The 17258-nt window shown below is 45.8% G+C and carries 14 protein-coding genes and 1 rRNA gene; 2 read left to right on the top strand and 13 right to left on the bottom strand.

Annotation, left to right across the window (positions count from 1 at the left end):
• Nucleotides 1–431: ribosomal RNA gene (locus L5M51_RS17270) — 16S ribosomal RNA — on the bottom strand; the annotation flags it as partial.
• Between the two features lie 651 nt (nucleotides 432–1082).
• Nucleotides 1083–1631, bottom strand: coding sequence for a D-glycero-beta-D-manno-heptose 1,7-bisphosphate 7-phosphatase (gene gmhB, locus L5M51_RS17265; RefSeq protein WP_263146381.1), 549 nt, complete (start codon nucleotides 1629–1631; stop codon nucleotides 1083–1085).
• Between the two features lie 468 nt (nucleotides 1632–2099).
• Here gmhB and L5M51_RS17260 point away from each other — a divergent pair, with 468 nt between their 5' ends.
• Nucleotides 2100–2771, top strand: coding sequence for a GntR family transcriptional regulator (locus L5M51_RS17260; RefSeq protein ID WP_028760950.1), 672 nt, complete (start codon nucleotides 2100–2102; stop codon nucleotides 2769–2771).
• A 91-nt stretch (nucleotides 2772–2862) separates the two neighbouring features.
• Nucleotides 2863–3930 (top strand): ketoacyl-ACP synthase III, encoded by a 1068-nt coding sequence (locus L5M51_RS17255; protein ID WP_028760951.1) that lies wholly within the window; start codon nucleotides 2863–2865, stop codon nucleotides 3928–3930.
• Nucleotides 3931–4019: 89 nt separating this feature from the next.
• Here L5M51_RS17255 and L5M51_RS17250 read toward each other — a convergent pair whose 3' ends face one another.
• The 11 genes from L5M51_RS17250 to zipA form a co-directional block, all read right to left on the bottom strand.
• Nucleotides 4020–4613, bottom strand: a complete 594-nt coding sequence (locus L5M51_RS17250) for a lecithin retinol acyltransferase family protein (protein ID WP_131523560.1) — start codon at nucleotides 4611–4613, stop codon at nucleotides 4020–4022.
• 203 nt (nucleotides 4614–4816) lie between these two features.
• Nucleotides 4817–5503, bottom strand: a complete 687-nt coding sequence (locus L5M51_RS17245) for an exonuclease domain-containing protein (protein ID WP_263146377.1) — start codon at nucleotides 5501–5503, stop codon at nucleotides 4817–4819.
• A gap of 1 nt (nucleotide 5504) precedes the next feature.
• The gene (locus L5M51_RS17240; protein ID WP_263146373.1) at nucleotides 5505–7352 is read right to left on the bottom strand and encodes a DUF294 nucleotidyltransferase-like domain-containing protein; all 1848 of its coding nucleotides are present in this window, start codon (nucleotides 7350–7352) and stop codon (nucleotides 5505–5507) included.
• A 198-nt stretch (nucleotides 7353–7550) separates the two neighbouring features.
• Nucleotides 7551–9287 carry a sodium:solute symporter family protein gene (locus tag L5M51_RS17235; protein WP_131523557.1) on the bottom strand — a complete coding sequence of 579 codons (1737 nt, stop codon included), beginning with the start codon at nucleotides 9285–9287 and terminating at the stop codon, nucleotides 7551–7553.
• Nucleotides 9288–9298: 11 nt separating this feature from the next.
• On the bottom strand, nucleotides 9299–9565 hold the full coding sequence (locus tag L5M51_RS17230) for a DUF4212 domain-containing protein (RefSeq protein ID WP_006082142.1): 267 nt from the start codon (nucleotides 9563–9565) through the stop codon (nucleotides 9299–9301).
• 632 nt (nucleotides 9566–10197) lie between these two features.
• Complete coding sequence (locus tag L5M51_RS17225; RefSeq protein ID WP_263146370.1) at nucleotides 10198–10818, bottom strand: thiol:disulfide interchange protein DsbA/DsbL; 621 nt, start codon at nucleotides 10816–10818, stop codon at nucleotides 10198–10200.
• A 121-nt stretch (nucleotides 10819–10939) separates the two neighbouring features.
• On the bottom strand, nucleotides 10940–11803 hold the full coding sequence (locus L5M51_RS17220; protein WP_263146367.1) for an NAD(P)-binding domain-containing protein: 864 nt from the start codon (nucleotides 11801–11803) through the stop codon (nucleotides 10940–10942).
• A gap of 56 nt (nucleotides 11804–11859) precedes the next feature.
• Entirely contained in the window at nucleotides 11860–13065 is a 1206-nt protein-coding gene (locus tag L5M51_RS17215) for an HD-GYP domain-containing protein (protein ID WP_263146366.1), read from the bottom strand.
• 222 nt (nucleotides 13066–13287) lie between these two features.
• Nucleotides 13288–13773, bottom strand: a complete 486-nt coding sequence (locus L5M51_RS17210; RefSeq protein ID WP_263173859.1) for a DUF2919 domain-containing protein — start codon at nucleotides 13771–13773, stop codon at nucleotides 13288–13290.
• 246 nt (nucleotides 13774–14019) lie between these two features.
• Nucleotides 14020–16077: an NAD-dependent DNA ligase LigA gene (gene ligA, locus L5M51_RS17205; protein WP_219234395.1), complete on the bottom strand. Its 2058-nt coding sequence runs from the start codon at nucleotides 16075–16077 to the stop codon at nucleotides 14020–14022.
• Between the two features lie 103 nt (nucleotides 16078–16180).
• Complete coding sequence (zipA, locus tag L5M51_RS17200) at nucleotides 16181–17254, bottom strand: cell division protein ZipA (protein WP_113940764.1); 1074 nt, start codon at nucleotides 17252–17254, stop codon at nucleotides 16181–16183.
• Nucleotides 17255–17258 lie beyond the last annotated feature (4 nt).

Below are 17258 nucleotides of genomic sequence, written 5' to 3'. Positions count from 1 at the left end.
TTACAACCCGAAGGCCTTCTTCACACACGCGGCATGGCTGCATCAGGGTTTCCCCCATTGTGCAATATTCCCCACTGCTGCCTCCCGTAGGAGTCTGGGCCGTGTCTCAGTCCCAGTGTGGCTGATCATCCTCTCAGAACAGCTAGGGATCGTCGCCTTGGTGAGCCATTACCTCACCAACTAGCTAATCCCACCTAGGTTCATCCAATCGCGGAAGGCCCGAAGGTCCCCTCCTTTCCCCCGTAGGGCRTATGCGGTATTAGCAGTCGTTTCCAACTGTTATCCCCCTCGACTGGGCAGATCCCTAGGCATTACTCACCCGTCCGCCGCTCGCCACCTCAGAAGTAAACTCCCTTGTGCTGCCGCTCGACTTGCATGTGTTAGGCCTGCCGCCAGCGTTCAATCTGAGCCATGATCAAACTCTTCAATTAAAGTTTTGTTGTTTGACTGACGTCAAACGGCTCAATGAATTCTACTGTTTTGATTCGCTTTGCTCACTAAGAAGCATTGCGTTTCAATTCATACATTACTGTATGTACATATTACTATGAACACTCAATCATGCTTCCCGTTAAGGAGAATGACTTGAAAACATTGATTTAAATTTTTGACTACTAACCCGAAGGCTAAGCAGTTTCGATTAACTCAACACCTGTGAGTGTCCACACAGATTTGCTTGATAAATTGTTAAAGAGCATGGTTAGCAGCTTATTCAGCGTTTAACCCTTGACCCCGCTGGGTCAGTGGATGCGCATTATAGGGATGTCAGATTTTACCGCAACCCCTTTGGCGCGAATAATTACGAAAAACGATTCAAGCGCACACTTTTTAAACTAAAAGTGTGTTTTAACGCCAATTTTATCGAATTTGTGCTGGATTAAGGTAAAAGATGAGGTTAACCCAGCGCTAGAAATGACAAGAGCCAACCTATTGGTTAGCTCTTTATGCCATGTTAGATCGCTTTTAACGCAAGCTTCCATTCAACAAGAGCAATAACCCACGCTACTGGCTACTGTGATAGTAGCTACTTGAGATGAACTTATAAGCAAATGTTTATCTGCTTATAAGTAGTAGCGTAGCGACTAGCCTAGGCTTTTTAAGTAAGACGGCACATCGGCAATACTGTCGAGTACCACAGTGGCATCACTGTCATCAGCAATAACCTTACCGCTGCGCACTAATATACGAGTAGTCACACCCGCCGCTTTCGCTGCCTGCATATCTTCGGCTTTGTCGCCAACCATGACTGAGTGCGCTAAGTCGATTTTTAAGAATTGCGCCGCATCATTAAGCATACCCGGCTTAGGTTTGCGGCAATCACAATCGACCTTATATTCCCCTATGCCTTTCTCGGCATGATGCGGGCAATAGTAAATACCATCGAGCTCGACCCCTTTGTCGGCAAAGTTCCAATCCATCCACTCCGTTAAGCTGTGGAATTGGTCTTCAGTATACATGCCACGGGCAATACCGGATTGATTAGTGACGACAACTAACTTGTAGCCCATTTCCTTCAAAGAGAGGCAAGATTCAAACACACCTTCGATATATTCGAAGTCATCCACTAGGTGGACATAACCATGGTCTTTGTTAATCACGCCATCACGGTCTAAAAATACTGCTCGACTCACTGTAATACTCCCAAATCGCCTAAGGCGTTATCGCGCTATTATTCCATTCATTATCAGAAATTGCACCGCGAAGTTATGCTTTTAGCGCTAAATTGCGCGTTAGTGATATTTCGTGGCTGTACAGGCAAATCTCTATGCACAGCTTGTGTCTATGCGAGATAGCAATTGTCCCACCAAATTAGAGTCCAAAAAAATCCAGCAGTGAAATGTGTAATTACACTGTTTTAATCAAAATACTCAATCGAAGAAGCTGAACAGCGTTTTTACAAATAATTGCCACCGTTGCCATCGAAGCCGCTCGCAAGGAATGCGCTTCAAATCGTAAGAGAAAACCACAAAAAACCCCGTCTTTTGGGCATTGTTAGTCTCTGAGATGCTGCACTCAATCAAGCATTTCCCTTTATTTGTGGTGTTTTTAACGGTAATCTTGGGCAAATAACGAGAAAATACCCGAAATAGACGGAAATAATGAGTCGAACTACGCCTATCGTTCACAAAACCCGCACCCAGTTAGTTGTGGAAGTGCTCAGAGAGAGAATTCTTTCAGGTGACATAGCCGCAGGAGAACCCCTCAGACAAAGTGCCTTGGCTGAAGCGTTAAATGTCAGCCGTATTCCGGTGAGAGAAGCATTATTGCAACTCGAAGCCGAAGGACTCGTTAAGTTTGAGCCCCATAAAGGTGCGACTGCGACCGTGTTATCCGTCGAACAAGTCACCGAACTTTTTGAATTACGTGCAATGATCGAAACCGATCTGCTTGCGAAAGCGATCCCACGACTTCAAGAGGCTGATTTAGAAAAAGCAGAACGTGTACTCGAGCAATTGGAGTCGGCCTTCAAACATGAAGATGCCGTCGCCAGTTGGAGCGAGTTGAATACGCAATTTCACACTTGCTTATATCAGGCGGCTAATCGCCCACACACCCTTGAGGTTGTTCACGGCCTCAATACTAATTGTGATAGATACATTCGTTTGCAGTTATTGCTCGCGGGGGGAATTCCTGCCGCAGAGCATGAGCACAGGGCTTTGCTCAACCACTGCAAACTGAGAGAAACAGAAAAAGCGACGGCGCTACTGCGTCATCATATTCTGCATGCCGCAATGACAATTCGAGATCTCGTCGCCAAACAGGTGGTCTAGATCACGGACGGCCATTAGAGTTGCCGATAAGCTTTGTTGTCGATTCAAGGCAGCGCTCAGGTTCTGCCTTTTTTATTTGAGAGAAACCACCATGCAGTACGCCACTATCACAGGTTGGGGCAAATGTGTTCCACCAGCCACGCTGACCAACGATGATCTTGCTACCTTTATCGAGACATCCGACGAATGGATCAAATCTCGCACAGGGATCAGCCAGCGCCATATCAGTCATGTAAATACCTCTGAACTTGCTTCAGTTGCAGCACAACGTGCGCTCGCAGCAGCAGGTATTGATGGCAGTGAAATCGACATGATCATTCTGGCCAGTGCCAGCCCAGACACTTTGATCCCAAATATTGCATCCACTGTACAAGCTAATATTGGCGCCAGTTGTGCCGCATTCGATATCAATGCTGCCTGCAGTGGCTTCTTATATGGCTTAGGTTTAGCCAGCTCACAAATCAAGAGTGGCCAGAGCAAGAAAGTATTAGTCATTGGTGCTGAACGTTTATCTTTCTATTTAGATTGGTCGCGCCGCGAAACCGCAGTGCTATTTGGTGATGGTGCGGGTGCCGTTGTGGTTGAAGCGACAGATGTTGCCGGTGGCGTGCTTGGTTATGAGCTGAATAACGATCCTGAAGGTCGTGATATTCTGAAAGCAGGCTTTGGCACGGCGATGGACAGATTCTCAGCCGACTCATTGGACTTTTTCATTGAATTCGATGGCCAAGAAATCTTCAAGCGTGCAATTAACGGAATGAATAAATTGAGCACTAAAGTGCTTGAAAAATGTGGTGTTGATAAGGATGAAGTGGATCTCGTGATCCCGCATCAAGCCAACGAACGTATTATTGATACCTTAGTTAGCCGAATGAAAATCCCGAAAGAAAAAGCCTTCGTGAACATCGCTAATTATGGCAATACCTCGGCGGCGACGATTCCAATTGCGATTTGTGATGCGTTAGAACAAGGCATTATCAAGCCGAATCAAACCATACTCTCTTGTGCCTTTGGCGCAGGCTTAACCTCTGCCGCACTCTTGCTGCAATGGGGAAATCGCGTCACACCTATCAATATCAGTGATGCCGAGTTACCGCCTTGTGATAAAACAGGCATAGAGTTAGTCAAACGCGCTGTAGATTATTTTTGTAAGCCGTAAACGGTTTCTGCAAAACGATTACATAGGTGTTTCACTAAAACATAAAAGCCATCTTAAGCGATGGCTTTTTTAGTTTATGACTACAGAACTTATTCATTCAGCTTGCTAATGATCATCTCATCCCAATAGATAGCTTGATTAAAATGTTCGGCGAGTTTTTGATTTAACTCATTAAAGCCTTTAATCACGCCTTCGCTGCCACTAATACAAGACCAAACAAATCGATGGCAATTGTTGTCGAATAAATCATATTCCCGATACTGATAAATCGCCTGTTCAGCGCGGGGCAACACAGAGTCGGCAATAAGAGGCTGATGTTGGTGATTACAGGCAAGATAGATTTGGCTGCCAGTCCGTCCCGCTAAAAAACGCTTTACCGATACAGCCCGCACCAGCCCTGAGCCATGTAACTCTACGAGGCAATCATCACCAAGCCAAATACCAGTATGCTCAATCACACCAAAAACATAACAACAGACGATACTGCCAGGAATTGGCGACACTTGTTTTAATCCCTTTTGCCATTGACTCGGCGGTGCCACCATAGCGCGATTGGCAACGGGGTACTTAGGGGCCTTACCGAGTAATCTGTCACGCTCAAGCTGTTGACGCTGCTGGCGCTCATCGGCCAGCAAAACCGCACCGATTACGGCACCACCCACCCAAAGTAAAGGTAACGGCATCATATTCTCCTACACACTCAACTTAGTAGAGTGAAGTACAAGTTGGTTGGATTGCCAAGTTAACGGCAGGTTGAATTCGAACAGAGGATTAAATGTAAACTGAGTTTAGCCTGTCAGTGATTAACCTAAGATGAAATCCAGATGAAACCAATCCATCTCAAATGAATTCACTCACCACAAATAGTGATTTCTGTTAGCACTGACTAAGTCGATTTTTGCAGTAAATCAGCCACGGTAAGCTTTGCCGCACCGCCCATAGCAGCCATTTGCGCAAGTAATAATTCCCCACAAGCTAAGGCATCGGTCAGCGCGCTATGGGCCGTATAAATGGGTAAACCGTAACGCTCGCGACAAGCGCCAAGGCGCAAACTCCCCTCTTTAATCACTGAGTGCTCCCGTAGTAAACGGTGCTTTTCAACCATTAAAGTATCGATTGCAGGTAAAACAAGGGCTTGATGATAAATCGTCAATAAATCCTGCTGTAAAAAACGACAATCTAAAGGGGCATGATGTGCCACCAGCACGCGTCCATAGGTTTGATTGATAAACCAGCCCATGGCTTCCTCAATGGTGACGGCTTGTACCAAATGATTATCAAGAATGCCGTGGATCGTCGCACTTTGGCCTACACTACCGCGAATTTGCACTAACTTTTGCTCGGCGCGTGCCAACGGGATCTCACCGCGCTCAATCGGCACCAATCCAATGCTGAGAATTTGATCTTGCTGTGGATTGAGCCCTGTCATCTCCAAATCCATCGCCGTTAACGGCGCTTCGGATAACGGCATTGCCAGTAGAGGCAACAGCGACTGATAATAGCCTTTAAATAAATGATGTTGGCAACGCAGCGCCCGCCAATTGAGCTGAGTTTTCAGCAACAATGTATTCATATCAAAAGCTTCGCATAAATTTCATCTTCATCCCCGCCTGCGCCTCATGTACGACTTTAAAAGCGTCACGTAACTGATGACGAACCAGCGAAGATAAATGCCCAGGCAGCAAATAATTACTCACCTCTACCCCTTGATTATGTTGATAACCTTGGTTCGATAACCGCATATGGGCGATAAACTCGTGGGCATCAGCCAAATTGAGCGCATCTTGTCGATTGAGAATATTCGCATCCATCAAGGCACGAATACGTTTTGCAGTATTCACTTCTTTAATGCCCGCAGACAAGGCATAAACACGGGCAATATCGTTGATCAAAGCATTGCCCTTATGCTTCAAATCTATGCCTTTAACTTCGCTACCATCCCGCTCGAGTACAAATTTGCGGAAAAATCCAAGCGGCGGCGACTCCACCAGCGAATTGCCTGTCATACCCGCGAGGAAAATATCGTTATCGCGGGTTTGAACCAAGACTTTATCCTGTAAGGCATCAAACAGGGTTTGTGGACCGTAAACCGATCGCATATCGAAGAAAATGCTGGCGTGCATTAACGCCTTAGGCTCAGGCGTTATGACCCATTTTTCAAATACCTGTTGCCACTGTTTAAGTGACATCCGCCATTGGGGATTTTGCGCCATAATATTGCCGGGACAAAATTCATAACCACATTGGTCAAGCCCTGCGCATACGGCATGGGTTAAGGCATCAAAGTAACCTTTAGCAAAATCATCCATCTCTTCTGCGACTAACAAGCCATTATCTTGATCTGAACACGCAGCCTGATCTTGTCGTCCCTGGGAGCCAAATGCCAACCAGCAAAAGGCCATCGGCGGTTCACCAAGCAATTGTTGATTGAGCAAGATTAATCGCCGCGTCAGTGCATCGGTGACAGAGGTTAACACTCGGCCAATTTCTTCAGCTCTGGCATCGGCACTAATAAGATTTTGCAGCAATAGGGGAATTTGCTTACTGACGCCAATTAAACTGGCAAGATCCTGCTGCCGTTCAATCTCACCAATCAACAGTAGCGGTTGTGAGCCCTGCCCACGCAAAATGTCAGTACTGGTCACCATACCGATAGCTTTATCTTGATCGATAATCGGTAAGTGATGAATGTTATGCTCACTCATCAGCAGCATGGCTTCAAAAATCAAGGCATTGGAGGAGATCGAGATAGGTGAAACCGTCATGGCTTGATGCACAGCAACGCTGCCATCAAGCCCTGCTGCTAACACGCGATTACGCAAATCCTTATCGGTTAAGATGCCAACCAATTTATGATTATCCGTCACCAATAAGGACGATACTCGGCGATTTCGCATCAAGAGTGCCGCCTGAGTCACGCTAGCTTGGGCATCAATAACGATGGGAGTGGAAGACATTAACGTGCTGATCCGACTTGTGGTCGTCAGATCCTTTGCCTTAAAGCGGGCCTCATGGCGTAAACGCTTTGCGAAGGCGCGGGTAAAAAACTTATCGAAGTGACGACTCTCAGTCCTAAGACTATCAAACAAGGCTTGGGGCAGATGATAAACTAGACCGTCTTCAAGAATAGCGACTTTATTAACGACTTTTTCCCCTGATAACAAAGTAGAAAAGCCAAAAAACTCACCCTCGCCCACTCTATCCACCAACACGCCGTCAGGATCGCGCACCTCAAAGGCGCCGCTACGCACCATATACAACTTAGGCGAATTCGCGTCGAAATTAACATAACCAGAGGCTTTGCTGTAATACCCAACAGTAACAGCCTTAGCGCAGCGCACGACTACATCCTCAGGCAGAGCATCAAAGGGCACAAGTCCCTGTAGAAATTGCACTACGGGTTGTAACTCACTGGCATTCATAGGCAACACCTTTTTTAGGCGAATTTTTACTGAGATGTCATCACTATAGCCTGCATTGTCGCTACGCTACATTCGACTAAAGTCAGCCGCAAGCATAATAAAGTGACGCCCCACAGAGTGATAAAGGCTGGCCAAAGAGCCATAAAAAAGAGCGCCGAAGCGCTCTCTTGTGTTGATACTCACCATTACGCAGTAAGGTTAGTGGCCGCTTGCTTCACCCGAACCTTTAGGGAAACGAATCGATTCAACCATCTCCTGAACATGCAGTGGTGTTGCCGCAGTGACTCGACTCACTATCGCTGCTACACCGAAGTTCACTAACATGCCTACCATACCAATACCTTCTGGTGAAATACCCAGGAACCAGTTAGCCGCGATGTTAGCCGTTGGATCAACAAACTTGAAGTAGATGATATAACCAGCAGTAAACAGTAGACCCGTTAACATACCGGCAATCGCACCTTCTTTATTCATTGTCTTAGAGAAAATACCCATAACAATGGCAGGGAACAGTGAGGAAGCCGCTAATCCGAAGGCGAATGCCACCACTGCCGCCACGAAACCAGGAGGGTTCACCCCAAAGTAACCCGCAATCACAATGCCAATACCTGCCGCCAAGCGAGCGTATAGCAGCTCTTTTTTATCGGAAAGGTTAGGCATTAAATTCTTTTTCAATAGGTCGTGTGAAACCGACGTTGAAATCACCAATAGCAAGCCTGCAGATGTTGATAACGCAGCTGCTAAACCACCCGCCGCCACAAGGGCGATAACCCAAGCTGGTAAATTAGCGATTTCTGGCGTAGCAAGTACGATAATATCGTTATCAATTTTCATTTCATTTTTGCTAGCGGGATCTTCAATCTTACCTGACGAATAGTAAATTTTACCGTCGCCATTTTTATCATCCCACTTAATCAAACCGGTTTTTTCCCAGTTCTTAATCCAATCTGGTGCAGACTCATAAGCCACACCTTTAGAATCGGGACCGTTAATAGTTTCAATCATGTTCACACGGGAGAACGCTGCTAACGCAGGCACTGTGGTGTACATAATCGCAATAAAAACAAGCGACCATCCTGCAGTGATACGTGCATCCTTCACTTTAGGTACAGTGAAGAAACGTACGATAACATGGGGTAAACCCGCAGTACCCACCATCAAGGCACCCGTAATACAGAACACATCTATCATGCTCTTAGAACCGTCGGTGTAAGGTGCAAAGCCAAGCTCAACCGAAACGTTATTGAGTTTTTCTAACAAATACACACCGCTATTATTGCCTGCGGCATCCAGTAACTCAGCACCAAAACCAATTTGCGGTACTAAGTGGCCCGTCATCATCACTGAAAGGAAAATAGCCGGAACCATAAAAGCGAAAATCAGTACGCAGTATTGGGCAACCTGAGTGTAGGTAATCCCTTTCATACCACCGAGTACCGCGTAGAAGAACACAACCGCCATACCGATATATACGCCCGTATCCACATCCACTTCAAGGAAACGCGAGAACACAACACCCACGCCACGCATTTGCCCTGCAATATACGTAAAGCAAATAAAGATAGCGCAGATAACCGCGACTGTGCGTGCCGCCTGTGAGTAATAACGCTCACCGACGAAATCTGGCACAGTAAACTTACCAAATTTACGTAAATACGGTGCCATACAAAGGGCAAGCAATACGTAACCGCCCGTCCAGCCCATCAAGTACACGCTACCATCGTAACCGACGAAAGACACAATACCCGCTAACGAAATAAATGACGCCGCTGACATCCAATCTGCCGCCGTTGCCATACCGTTCACCACAGGGTGAACACCGCCGCCAGCAACATAGAACTCTTTGGTTGAACCCGCACGGGTCCAGATTGCAATCCCAATGTAGAGCGCAAATGAGAGCCCTACGATAATATATGTGAGTGTTTGAACATCCATCTCAAAGCTCCTTAGTCTTCTTGTACGTTATATTTTTTATCTAAGGCGTTGGCTTTTGCCGCGTAGACAAAGATAAGCGCAACGAATACATACATAGATCCCTGTTGTGCAAACCAGAAACCTAATTTGAATCCCATGAAATGGACTTCATTGAGTACATCAACCAATAAAATGCCGCATCCAAAAGAAACTGCCGCCCAAATGGCTAATAAGCTCAGTACGAGACGAATATTCTCGCGCCAATAACCCTTTGCCTTGTCGTTGTTTTCAAAACCCATAGTGACTCCCCTGTGCTGTTTTAATTTTAAGTCATGTTTAATCTAGCAACAGCTGGTGTGAGCACAATCACGACTTTCGTCTAACCCGTGATTCAAAACACTGTCTGCAAATAGCGAATAGAAACAAATTCAAAGAGTTAACAATGATATTACATTTCGATACGGTTTTAACTTTTTTAACAGGTTAGACCAATGTCGAACATGAATGAGTGGGATGCGAATGGAGAAAGAGGATTTTCAACCCATAAATAGAAATAACTTATTGTCTGAACTAGGGAAATTAGAAATTTAAATGACCTTTAATACAGCTCTAGACTGGCTAAAAATCAGATGACTTGAGGTTTTTAGCCTAGCTTATCGAGAGTTTTAATCATGAGTTTCTCAATCAATTAGAGACGTTAAATCTTTCATCAAACCTAGGTCAGCCCAATTGCTTACCGTTTCATTTCATCATGTTATTTCGTCAAAATGTTAGGGTTTGACTCACAGTCACCTTGCAGGTTAACAACAAAAAATAACCCAGCCTATGCTGGGTTACTCAATCTACCTTGAGGAAACGTGACTAAGCGTTACTCGCAAAAAGCTACTTTCATCGCATGATACATCGCGTGCCGTCCGTCTATAAAATGCCGTTACTTCGCAGCTAAAAACTTCACTAACGCCGCCAATTCTTCTGCGGTATGTGCGGTTGAGGTCAGCATATAACGGCCATTAACCAGTAATGACGGTACCCCCTTGATCCCAGCAAGCTCAGCTTGAGAGTCATAATTCATTAGGGTGAATTTAGCATCGACGGAATTCATCGCGGCATCGACATCATCCACCCTAGCGCCTTGGGCAATGAAAAAGGCTTTTACTTGCTCAAGGGTGGTAAATTGCTCACCTTTCTCATGAATTTGCTTAAAAATGGCACCATGGGTTTGCTTAGTCATCTTTAATTTTTGCGCCATATAATAGGCAAACTGGCTCAATTCCCAAGCGGGACGACCTGCACCAACGGGGGTACGCTCAAAGGCCACATCTTTGCCAAGCAGCTTTACTGTCGACTCAATGAGCGGTTCTTGCTTATAACAATGTGTACAGTTATAAGAAAAAAACTCCCGCAGCACTGGCTTTTGCGTTTCGGTAATGCCCGCCACAGTGACATAATCCTTGCCTTCTTCGAAACTTGCAGCCTGCAGGGCAAAACTGGCACTCAGCATTAATCCGCACGCAAATACTGCTATAGGTCGAACTCGATTAAACACGCCCATTATATTGTCTCTTTTTATTTGTCATTTTTTTAAATAAGAATTACACATTTGCTCAAGCAAATTTGGAACCCAAAGATAACCTAAAAGTTCGACTTTTACCTTTTACAGTAATGAACCTTTCTCAACATGCCGCTAGCATATCCAGCGGCGAAACATACTGATATCGAAAGCCTAAATCTGTGACAATCGCGTCAGCTTGGATGACTTTACTCGGCATAGATTGTTGATTAAATTCTGGCGCGACTAAACCTAGAGATTCGGCAGCAGCTTGATAAAACTCAGCTTTAGTCGGATGTGAAGGTGCGCAAAGATTATAAATCGGCGCCACTGATAATCCAGAATGAGTTGCCGCGAGAATTGCGCTAACGGCGCGCACACAGTCGCTAAGATGGACTAAATTTACCGCGACATTCGCTCCACTCACATCGGTTTTTCCAGCAAGAAAACGCCCAGGATGACGTTTAGGACCGACGAGTCCAGCAAAACGAACGATACAGGTATGGGGCAATGCTTGAAATAAAGCTTCAGCATCTAACAGCACTTGGCTATCGCTTGATTCTGCCATCGCATCGGCTTCTGTCATCAATTTATCTTGGGTCGGATATACGCCCGTAGTGCTGATAAACACAATCCGCTGATATTGCCAGCCTTGAGTTAATGAGATGAGTTGTTGTAATTCTTCAAGATAAGCAGCATTACCACGCTTTAGCCGTGGAGGAATATTGACCACCAGATAATCAGTCTGAAATAAACCGCTTAACGCCTGAGCATCGGGGGCAGATGATGCTTCGTGGCCCAATTGCAGCGGATAGGCTTCAATCCCGACTTCAGTTAATACCGATAATTCTTCGGCACTGCGCTTACAGCCAGTGACTCGATAGCCTTCATGGACAAGTTGCTTTGCCAAAGCAAAACCAAACCAACCACAACCGACCAAAGCAACACTGGATTTTACTGCGCTGTTTTCTGCTTTTACATTCGCCATATTAGCCCTAAGGGAATCACATCAGCGGATAGAATACGGAACTTAGCGCATAAGATTCAAGCTTGTAGCGAACTAAAATAAAAACTAATCCCTTTATCGACTTGTAAGGTACGAATAGCACCCTCGGACAACTCTTCCGCCTTGATGGCTTTTTGTACTGTCACGCCTTCATTACTTAAAAAACGCAGCGATGGCTCACTACCATCCTCTTTGCAGGCCCACACTTGGGGTTGACTCACATCTTTAGTCGTCATCATGACTTTTGCGATACAGCCATCGGAGAGTTTCACTATGGTTCCTGGTGGATAAATACCGAGAATTTTAACCAAAATAGCGATTAAAGATTCGGCATGTTTAGTGGCCCGATTCTTAAACAAATAACCTAAAGCGACTTGAGGGGAGGATATTTGTTGACCACTGAGCTGTTGATCGTAGTCATTTGCCAAACTCACGATCTGCGTAATGATAGGAATTTTATGATCAGTTAACCCATCAGGGAAACCTGAACCGTCAATAAACTCATGGTGGTGTAGCACAATGTGGAGTACTTCTTTAGGGAATAATCCGGAACGATTGAGCATGTCATAGGCGAAATTAGGGTGCATTTGCAGATAATTTGACTCATGAGGTGTTAAGGCTCCGCGCTTACGGCGAATAACATCAGGTACCTTAAGTTTTCCAATATCATGTAACAAACTACCAAGAGCAATATCACGCAGTTCCCTTGGGCTTAAATCCAGTGCATGACCCATCATCATTGCTAATACTGCCACAGAGACCCCGTGCTGGGTCACACTGACATCGTTATCATCCATTCCGACCAAAGTGAGGAAAGGTTTTTCAACTTCCTGCAAATGGCTTAGCAAGTCTTCTACCAATGACGCCGACAATCGATAGGCACCTTCGGGATCACTGGCTATCTTGCCAAATACATTTCGGCAGTTATTTACATTCTCAAGGAAACGCTTTTGGCTTAAACGTATCGCCTTACGGGTATCGGCCTTAAGATCTCGCTCAGGTGGAACTTCAATTTCATCTTCAACATCCTCATCTTCCCTAACAGTCTCCGATCCGGGATTCAATTCAGATAACAAAAAAACATAGGGAACGCCTAAGCCACGGATCATTTCGATTTGAGCGGCACTGCTAATATCAACACGGTTAAATAAAAAAGGGTGGTTCGTCCATGACAAAGGCAACTTGACTCTCATGCCAAGTTGAATTTCTGACAGTAACAACTTTTTTTGAGGTACTTTTGCCACGCAATATGACTCCTTTCAAATGTAATGTGGATATAAACAGATGGCCTCATCTGCGTATCCAACAGGGCACATTTAAGCTAAGTACATATAACTATAGATGATTCAAAGCATTCAATGGAGAAATAAGGTAAAAATCCTTATCAAACTGAGGGATAGAACACATCGTCATGCGCCCCACCGCTCAGATCTAAATAAAGTTATTATATAACAATACGATAAAAACTAAGGCTGAAGTTCTTTAGCTTCTTCTTTTGGCCAATCACGGAGGTAATAACTGAGTCGCTTCGATTTAATAAGATAAATACTCGACCAAAATAACATTAAAGCATCTAAAGCAAGACTCCAATGAAACAGAAATTGGCCATGGATTAACCGCTGACCCAACAAGACGCCATCAATAATCAACAGCAACCACAACCCCCATTTTAAATGCATAAAAATAGGTCTTAACCATTGAGGCGAACGGCGACGCTCAGCAATCACCACAAGATAAATCAAAACCGCGCCAAGTCCCGCCCCGAGTGCTAGCAAAAAATCTGACTTTTCAGGGTAAAAAATCCGCACTAACTCAGAACGATCACCCATCTGAGTCAGCGAGGCGATAAAAATACACCAACCACGCGCGAGATAAGCCAAAAGCGCATATAAAAAGATGGGCGGTTTAATGTGGCCTTTATCATCAAGCCAAGTGATGTGACTAAAATTCAAATAGGTTTCCAATCAGCAAAATCTAAAACAGCATATCAAGGAGATGGTGCCAATCGCGGTTAATTCAATAGCCAAAGCAGATAATCTTTCCGCACCTTGATTATTTTCAGACAAAAAAATAGCGCCTTGGGCCAGGCGCTATTTAATATCGGCTATTCAGCGGTATTCACCCCTTGATACAAGGCTGCAGCCGCTACAGCCAGCATTGAATCAACATCAAGCCAACGCTCTCTCAACTGACGCCAATCAAGCGTTCGCGGCGAGAAGGGCTAACAGCTCGTCTTCATCCATCACTTTAACACCAAGCTCCTGCGCTTTAGCCAGTTTTGAACCTGCCGCCTCTCCTGCCACTAAACAATCGGTATTTTTGGAGACACTGCCTGCCACTTTCGCCCCCAACGCCTGCAACTGCGCTTTAGCATCATTGCGATTGAGCTGATTTAAGGTGCCAGTCAATACCCAAGTTTGGCCTTTAAGCGGCTGTGCATCTGCACTAGGTGCTTGAATGGCGGGCCAATGCACACCTGCAGCAACTAAAGCATCAATAACTTCAAGGTTATGGGGCTGGGCAAAAAAATGGGCCACATGCTGGGCAACGACAGCACCAACATCTTCCACTTCAGTTAACTGCTCCACAGTTGCCACCCGCAGCGCATCTAGACTGGCAAAGTGCGCCGCCAGGTTTGCTGCCGTCGCCTCGCCCACTTCGCGAATACCTAAGCCATATAAGAAACGCGCGAGAGTGGTCGTTTTGGCCGCTTCAATCGCGGCAGCTAAATTGGTTGCCGACTTCATCCCCATGCGGTCAAGCATAGTCATCATGGAAGCAGTGAGCTTAAACAGATCCGCAGGACTTTGAACTAACTCTTTATCAATCAATTGCTCAACGACTTTGTCGCCCATGCCATCGATATCTAAAGCCTTGCGGGATGCAAAATGCTTAATCGCTTCTTTACGCTGCGCTTCGCAGAATAAACCACCGCTACAGCGAGCCACAGCCTCACCTTCTAGGCGCTCAACTAAACTGCCACATACAGGACAATTGTGCGGGAATACAATGTCAGTCGCCGTTTCAGGGCGTCTTTCGGGCACTATGGCAACAATTTGTGGGATCACATCGCCAGCGCGGCGGATGATCACTGTGTCACCGACTTTAATGCCTAAGCGGGCAATTTCATCGGCATTGTGCAGCGTTGCATTCGATACCGTCACGCCACCAACAAACACTGGCTTTAAGCGCGCCACTGGCGTGACAGCACCTGTGCGCCCAACTTGAAAATCAACGCCTTCAAGTTGAGTCATTTCTTCCTGCGCAGGGAACTTATAGGCAATCGCCCAGCGGGGAGATTTAGCCACAAAACCTAAACGTTGCTGCTGGGCAATATCGTTAACTTTCATCACTACCCCATCAATTTCAAAGGCTAAATCGCCGCGACGAGTAAGAATGTCTTTGTAGTAATCATAGACTTGACTTAATTCAGCGCAGACTTTGATTTCGCTACTAACGGGTAAACCCCACGACTTAAGCTGTTGCAACTGTTCAAAATGGGTTTTAGCTAACGGATGGGAATCCGGCTCAACAACACCAAGCGCATAGGCATAAAAAGCCAATGAACGGGCAGCAGTAATTTTACTGTCAAGTTGACGTAGGCTACCGGCTGCTGCGTTACGCGGATTAACAAAGAGTTTTTCATCCTTGGCGCGCGCCCTATCATTCAAAGCTTCAAAAGCGGCTTTTGGCATAAAAGCCTCGCCGCGCACTTCAACGAGCTCGGGAAAATCATGACCGCGTAATTTAAGCGGGATCGATTTAATGGTTTTAACATTTTCAGTGATGTCTTCACCCACTGAACCATCGCCGCGCGTCGCCGCACGCTCGAGCACACCATGGCGATACAAGATACTCACGGCAAGGCCATCAAGTTTAGGCTCACAACAAAAACTCACCTCACCCACTTTATCGGTGACACGCTTATGGAAAGCACTGAAATCCGCCTCATCGAAGGCATTATCTAGGCTCAACATAGGCTTAAGGTGCGTGATTTGCTCAAACTTAGCCAGTGCCAATCCGCCCACCCTTTGAGTCGGTGAATCAGCGACAATCAAATGGGGATACAAGGCTTCTAACTTGAGTAAACGCTGCATCAACCTGTCGTACTCAGAATCGGTAATGCTCGGAGCATCGTCCACATAGTAACGAATGTTGTGCTCGTTCAGCGATTGGCTGAGCGCCTGCATCACCTGCGATGCGTTTTCTGGGGTGACGTCTTTAGACAGAAGTGTATCGATTTGAATGTCTTGCATATTCTTTATCCAGAATTCTTTAGATCACAAAAAGTAGATCACAAAAAATGAGGCCGCAATCGCGGCCTCATCAATGTATTAACCGCCAAGTTGCGGCGTCGGCTTAAGCGTTAGCGCGAATGCGGTGTAAATAATCTTGCTTAGTGAACTCACCCCAAGGTTGGCGTTGTCCGTCAAGCACGACCGCATCGATATCATCCGCGAGTTGACGCGCCGAGTTAAGCATAATCGAGAAATTCATTAGGGCGTCACCGTAGCAAGGCAAAGTCATGAAAAACACCACACCTTGGGTACTGAACTGCTCCATATTATCCGGATCAAACACGCCAGGCTTTAGCATATTCGCTATCGAGAACAATACTTTACCATTGCCAGCATTATCCACATGGCGATGGAAAATATTCATATCGCCATATTTAAAATTCAAGGTTAAGAAACAAGGTAGCAATTCGGCTCCGTTAAGCTGTAGACCCTCTTTAGCGACCACGTGTAATACCAGTACGTCGCGTGGTTCACCTAACTCATCTTCAGCGGCTTGTTCGACAACCTCTTCTTGATAGCTATCTTCTTTATATTCATTTTCGTCAAACAAGGCCGTTTGCTGCGGAGCTGCACTACGTAAGGCATGTTCCTGCTCAGCCGCTTTTTGCGCGACGATAGCCGCATGAGATTGACCCATTGGCGGAGTTTGCGTGCTCACTTGAGTGTTCAAAACGGGCTCTTGACGCGAGACTTTCGGGCCACGGTGTTGCTCTTTTGCCACGGGTGGCTGCAAGCTAAAATCAGGCTGAGCTGTTACAGGCTCGTGTTTAGGGCCAACTTTCAACTCTGGTTTAAATTCTGCTGATTTAAACTCTTGTGGTTTAAATTCAGGCTTAGGTTCTAGCTTTACTTCCTGCTTCAAATAAGGATTGGTCGCAGGAGTTTCGTTGTTAGGTGCAAGTTCACCGGCTTTGCGCACGCGTACGGCGCCAATACCATCGGCATCAAACCCTTCTGAATCGATCCGCTTCGGACTCGGCTCACCTTTCTCAGCCTGTTTCTTATAAAAGTTGCTCATTGGGCTATCTTTCAATGACTTAGGCTGTTGTCTTCTGATAGACCAAAATCCATGCACCAGCACAGCAACTATGGCTATGGCGCCTAAAACGAACAATACTAGTTGCAAATCTTCCATTGGT

The sequence above is a fragment of the Shewanella sp. SM73 genome, assembly GCF_025653795.1.
In the GTDB taxonomy this organism is placed as follows: domain Bacteria; phylum Pseudomonadota; class Gammaproteobacteria; order Enterobacterales; family Shewanellaceae; genus Shewanella; species Shewanella oncorhynchi.
This window is presented reverse-complemented; position numbering and strand designations above follow the sequence as displayed.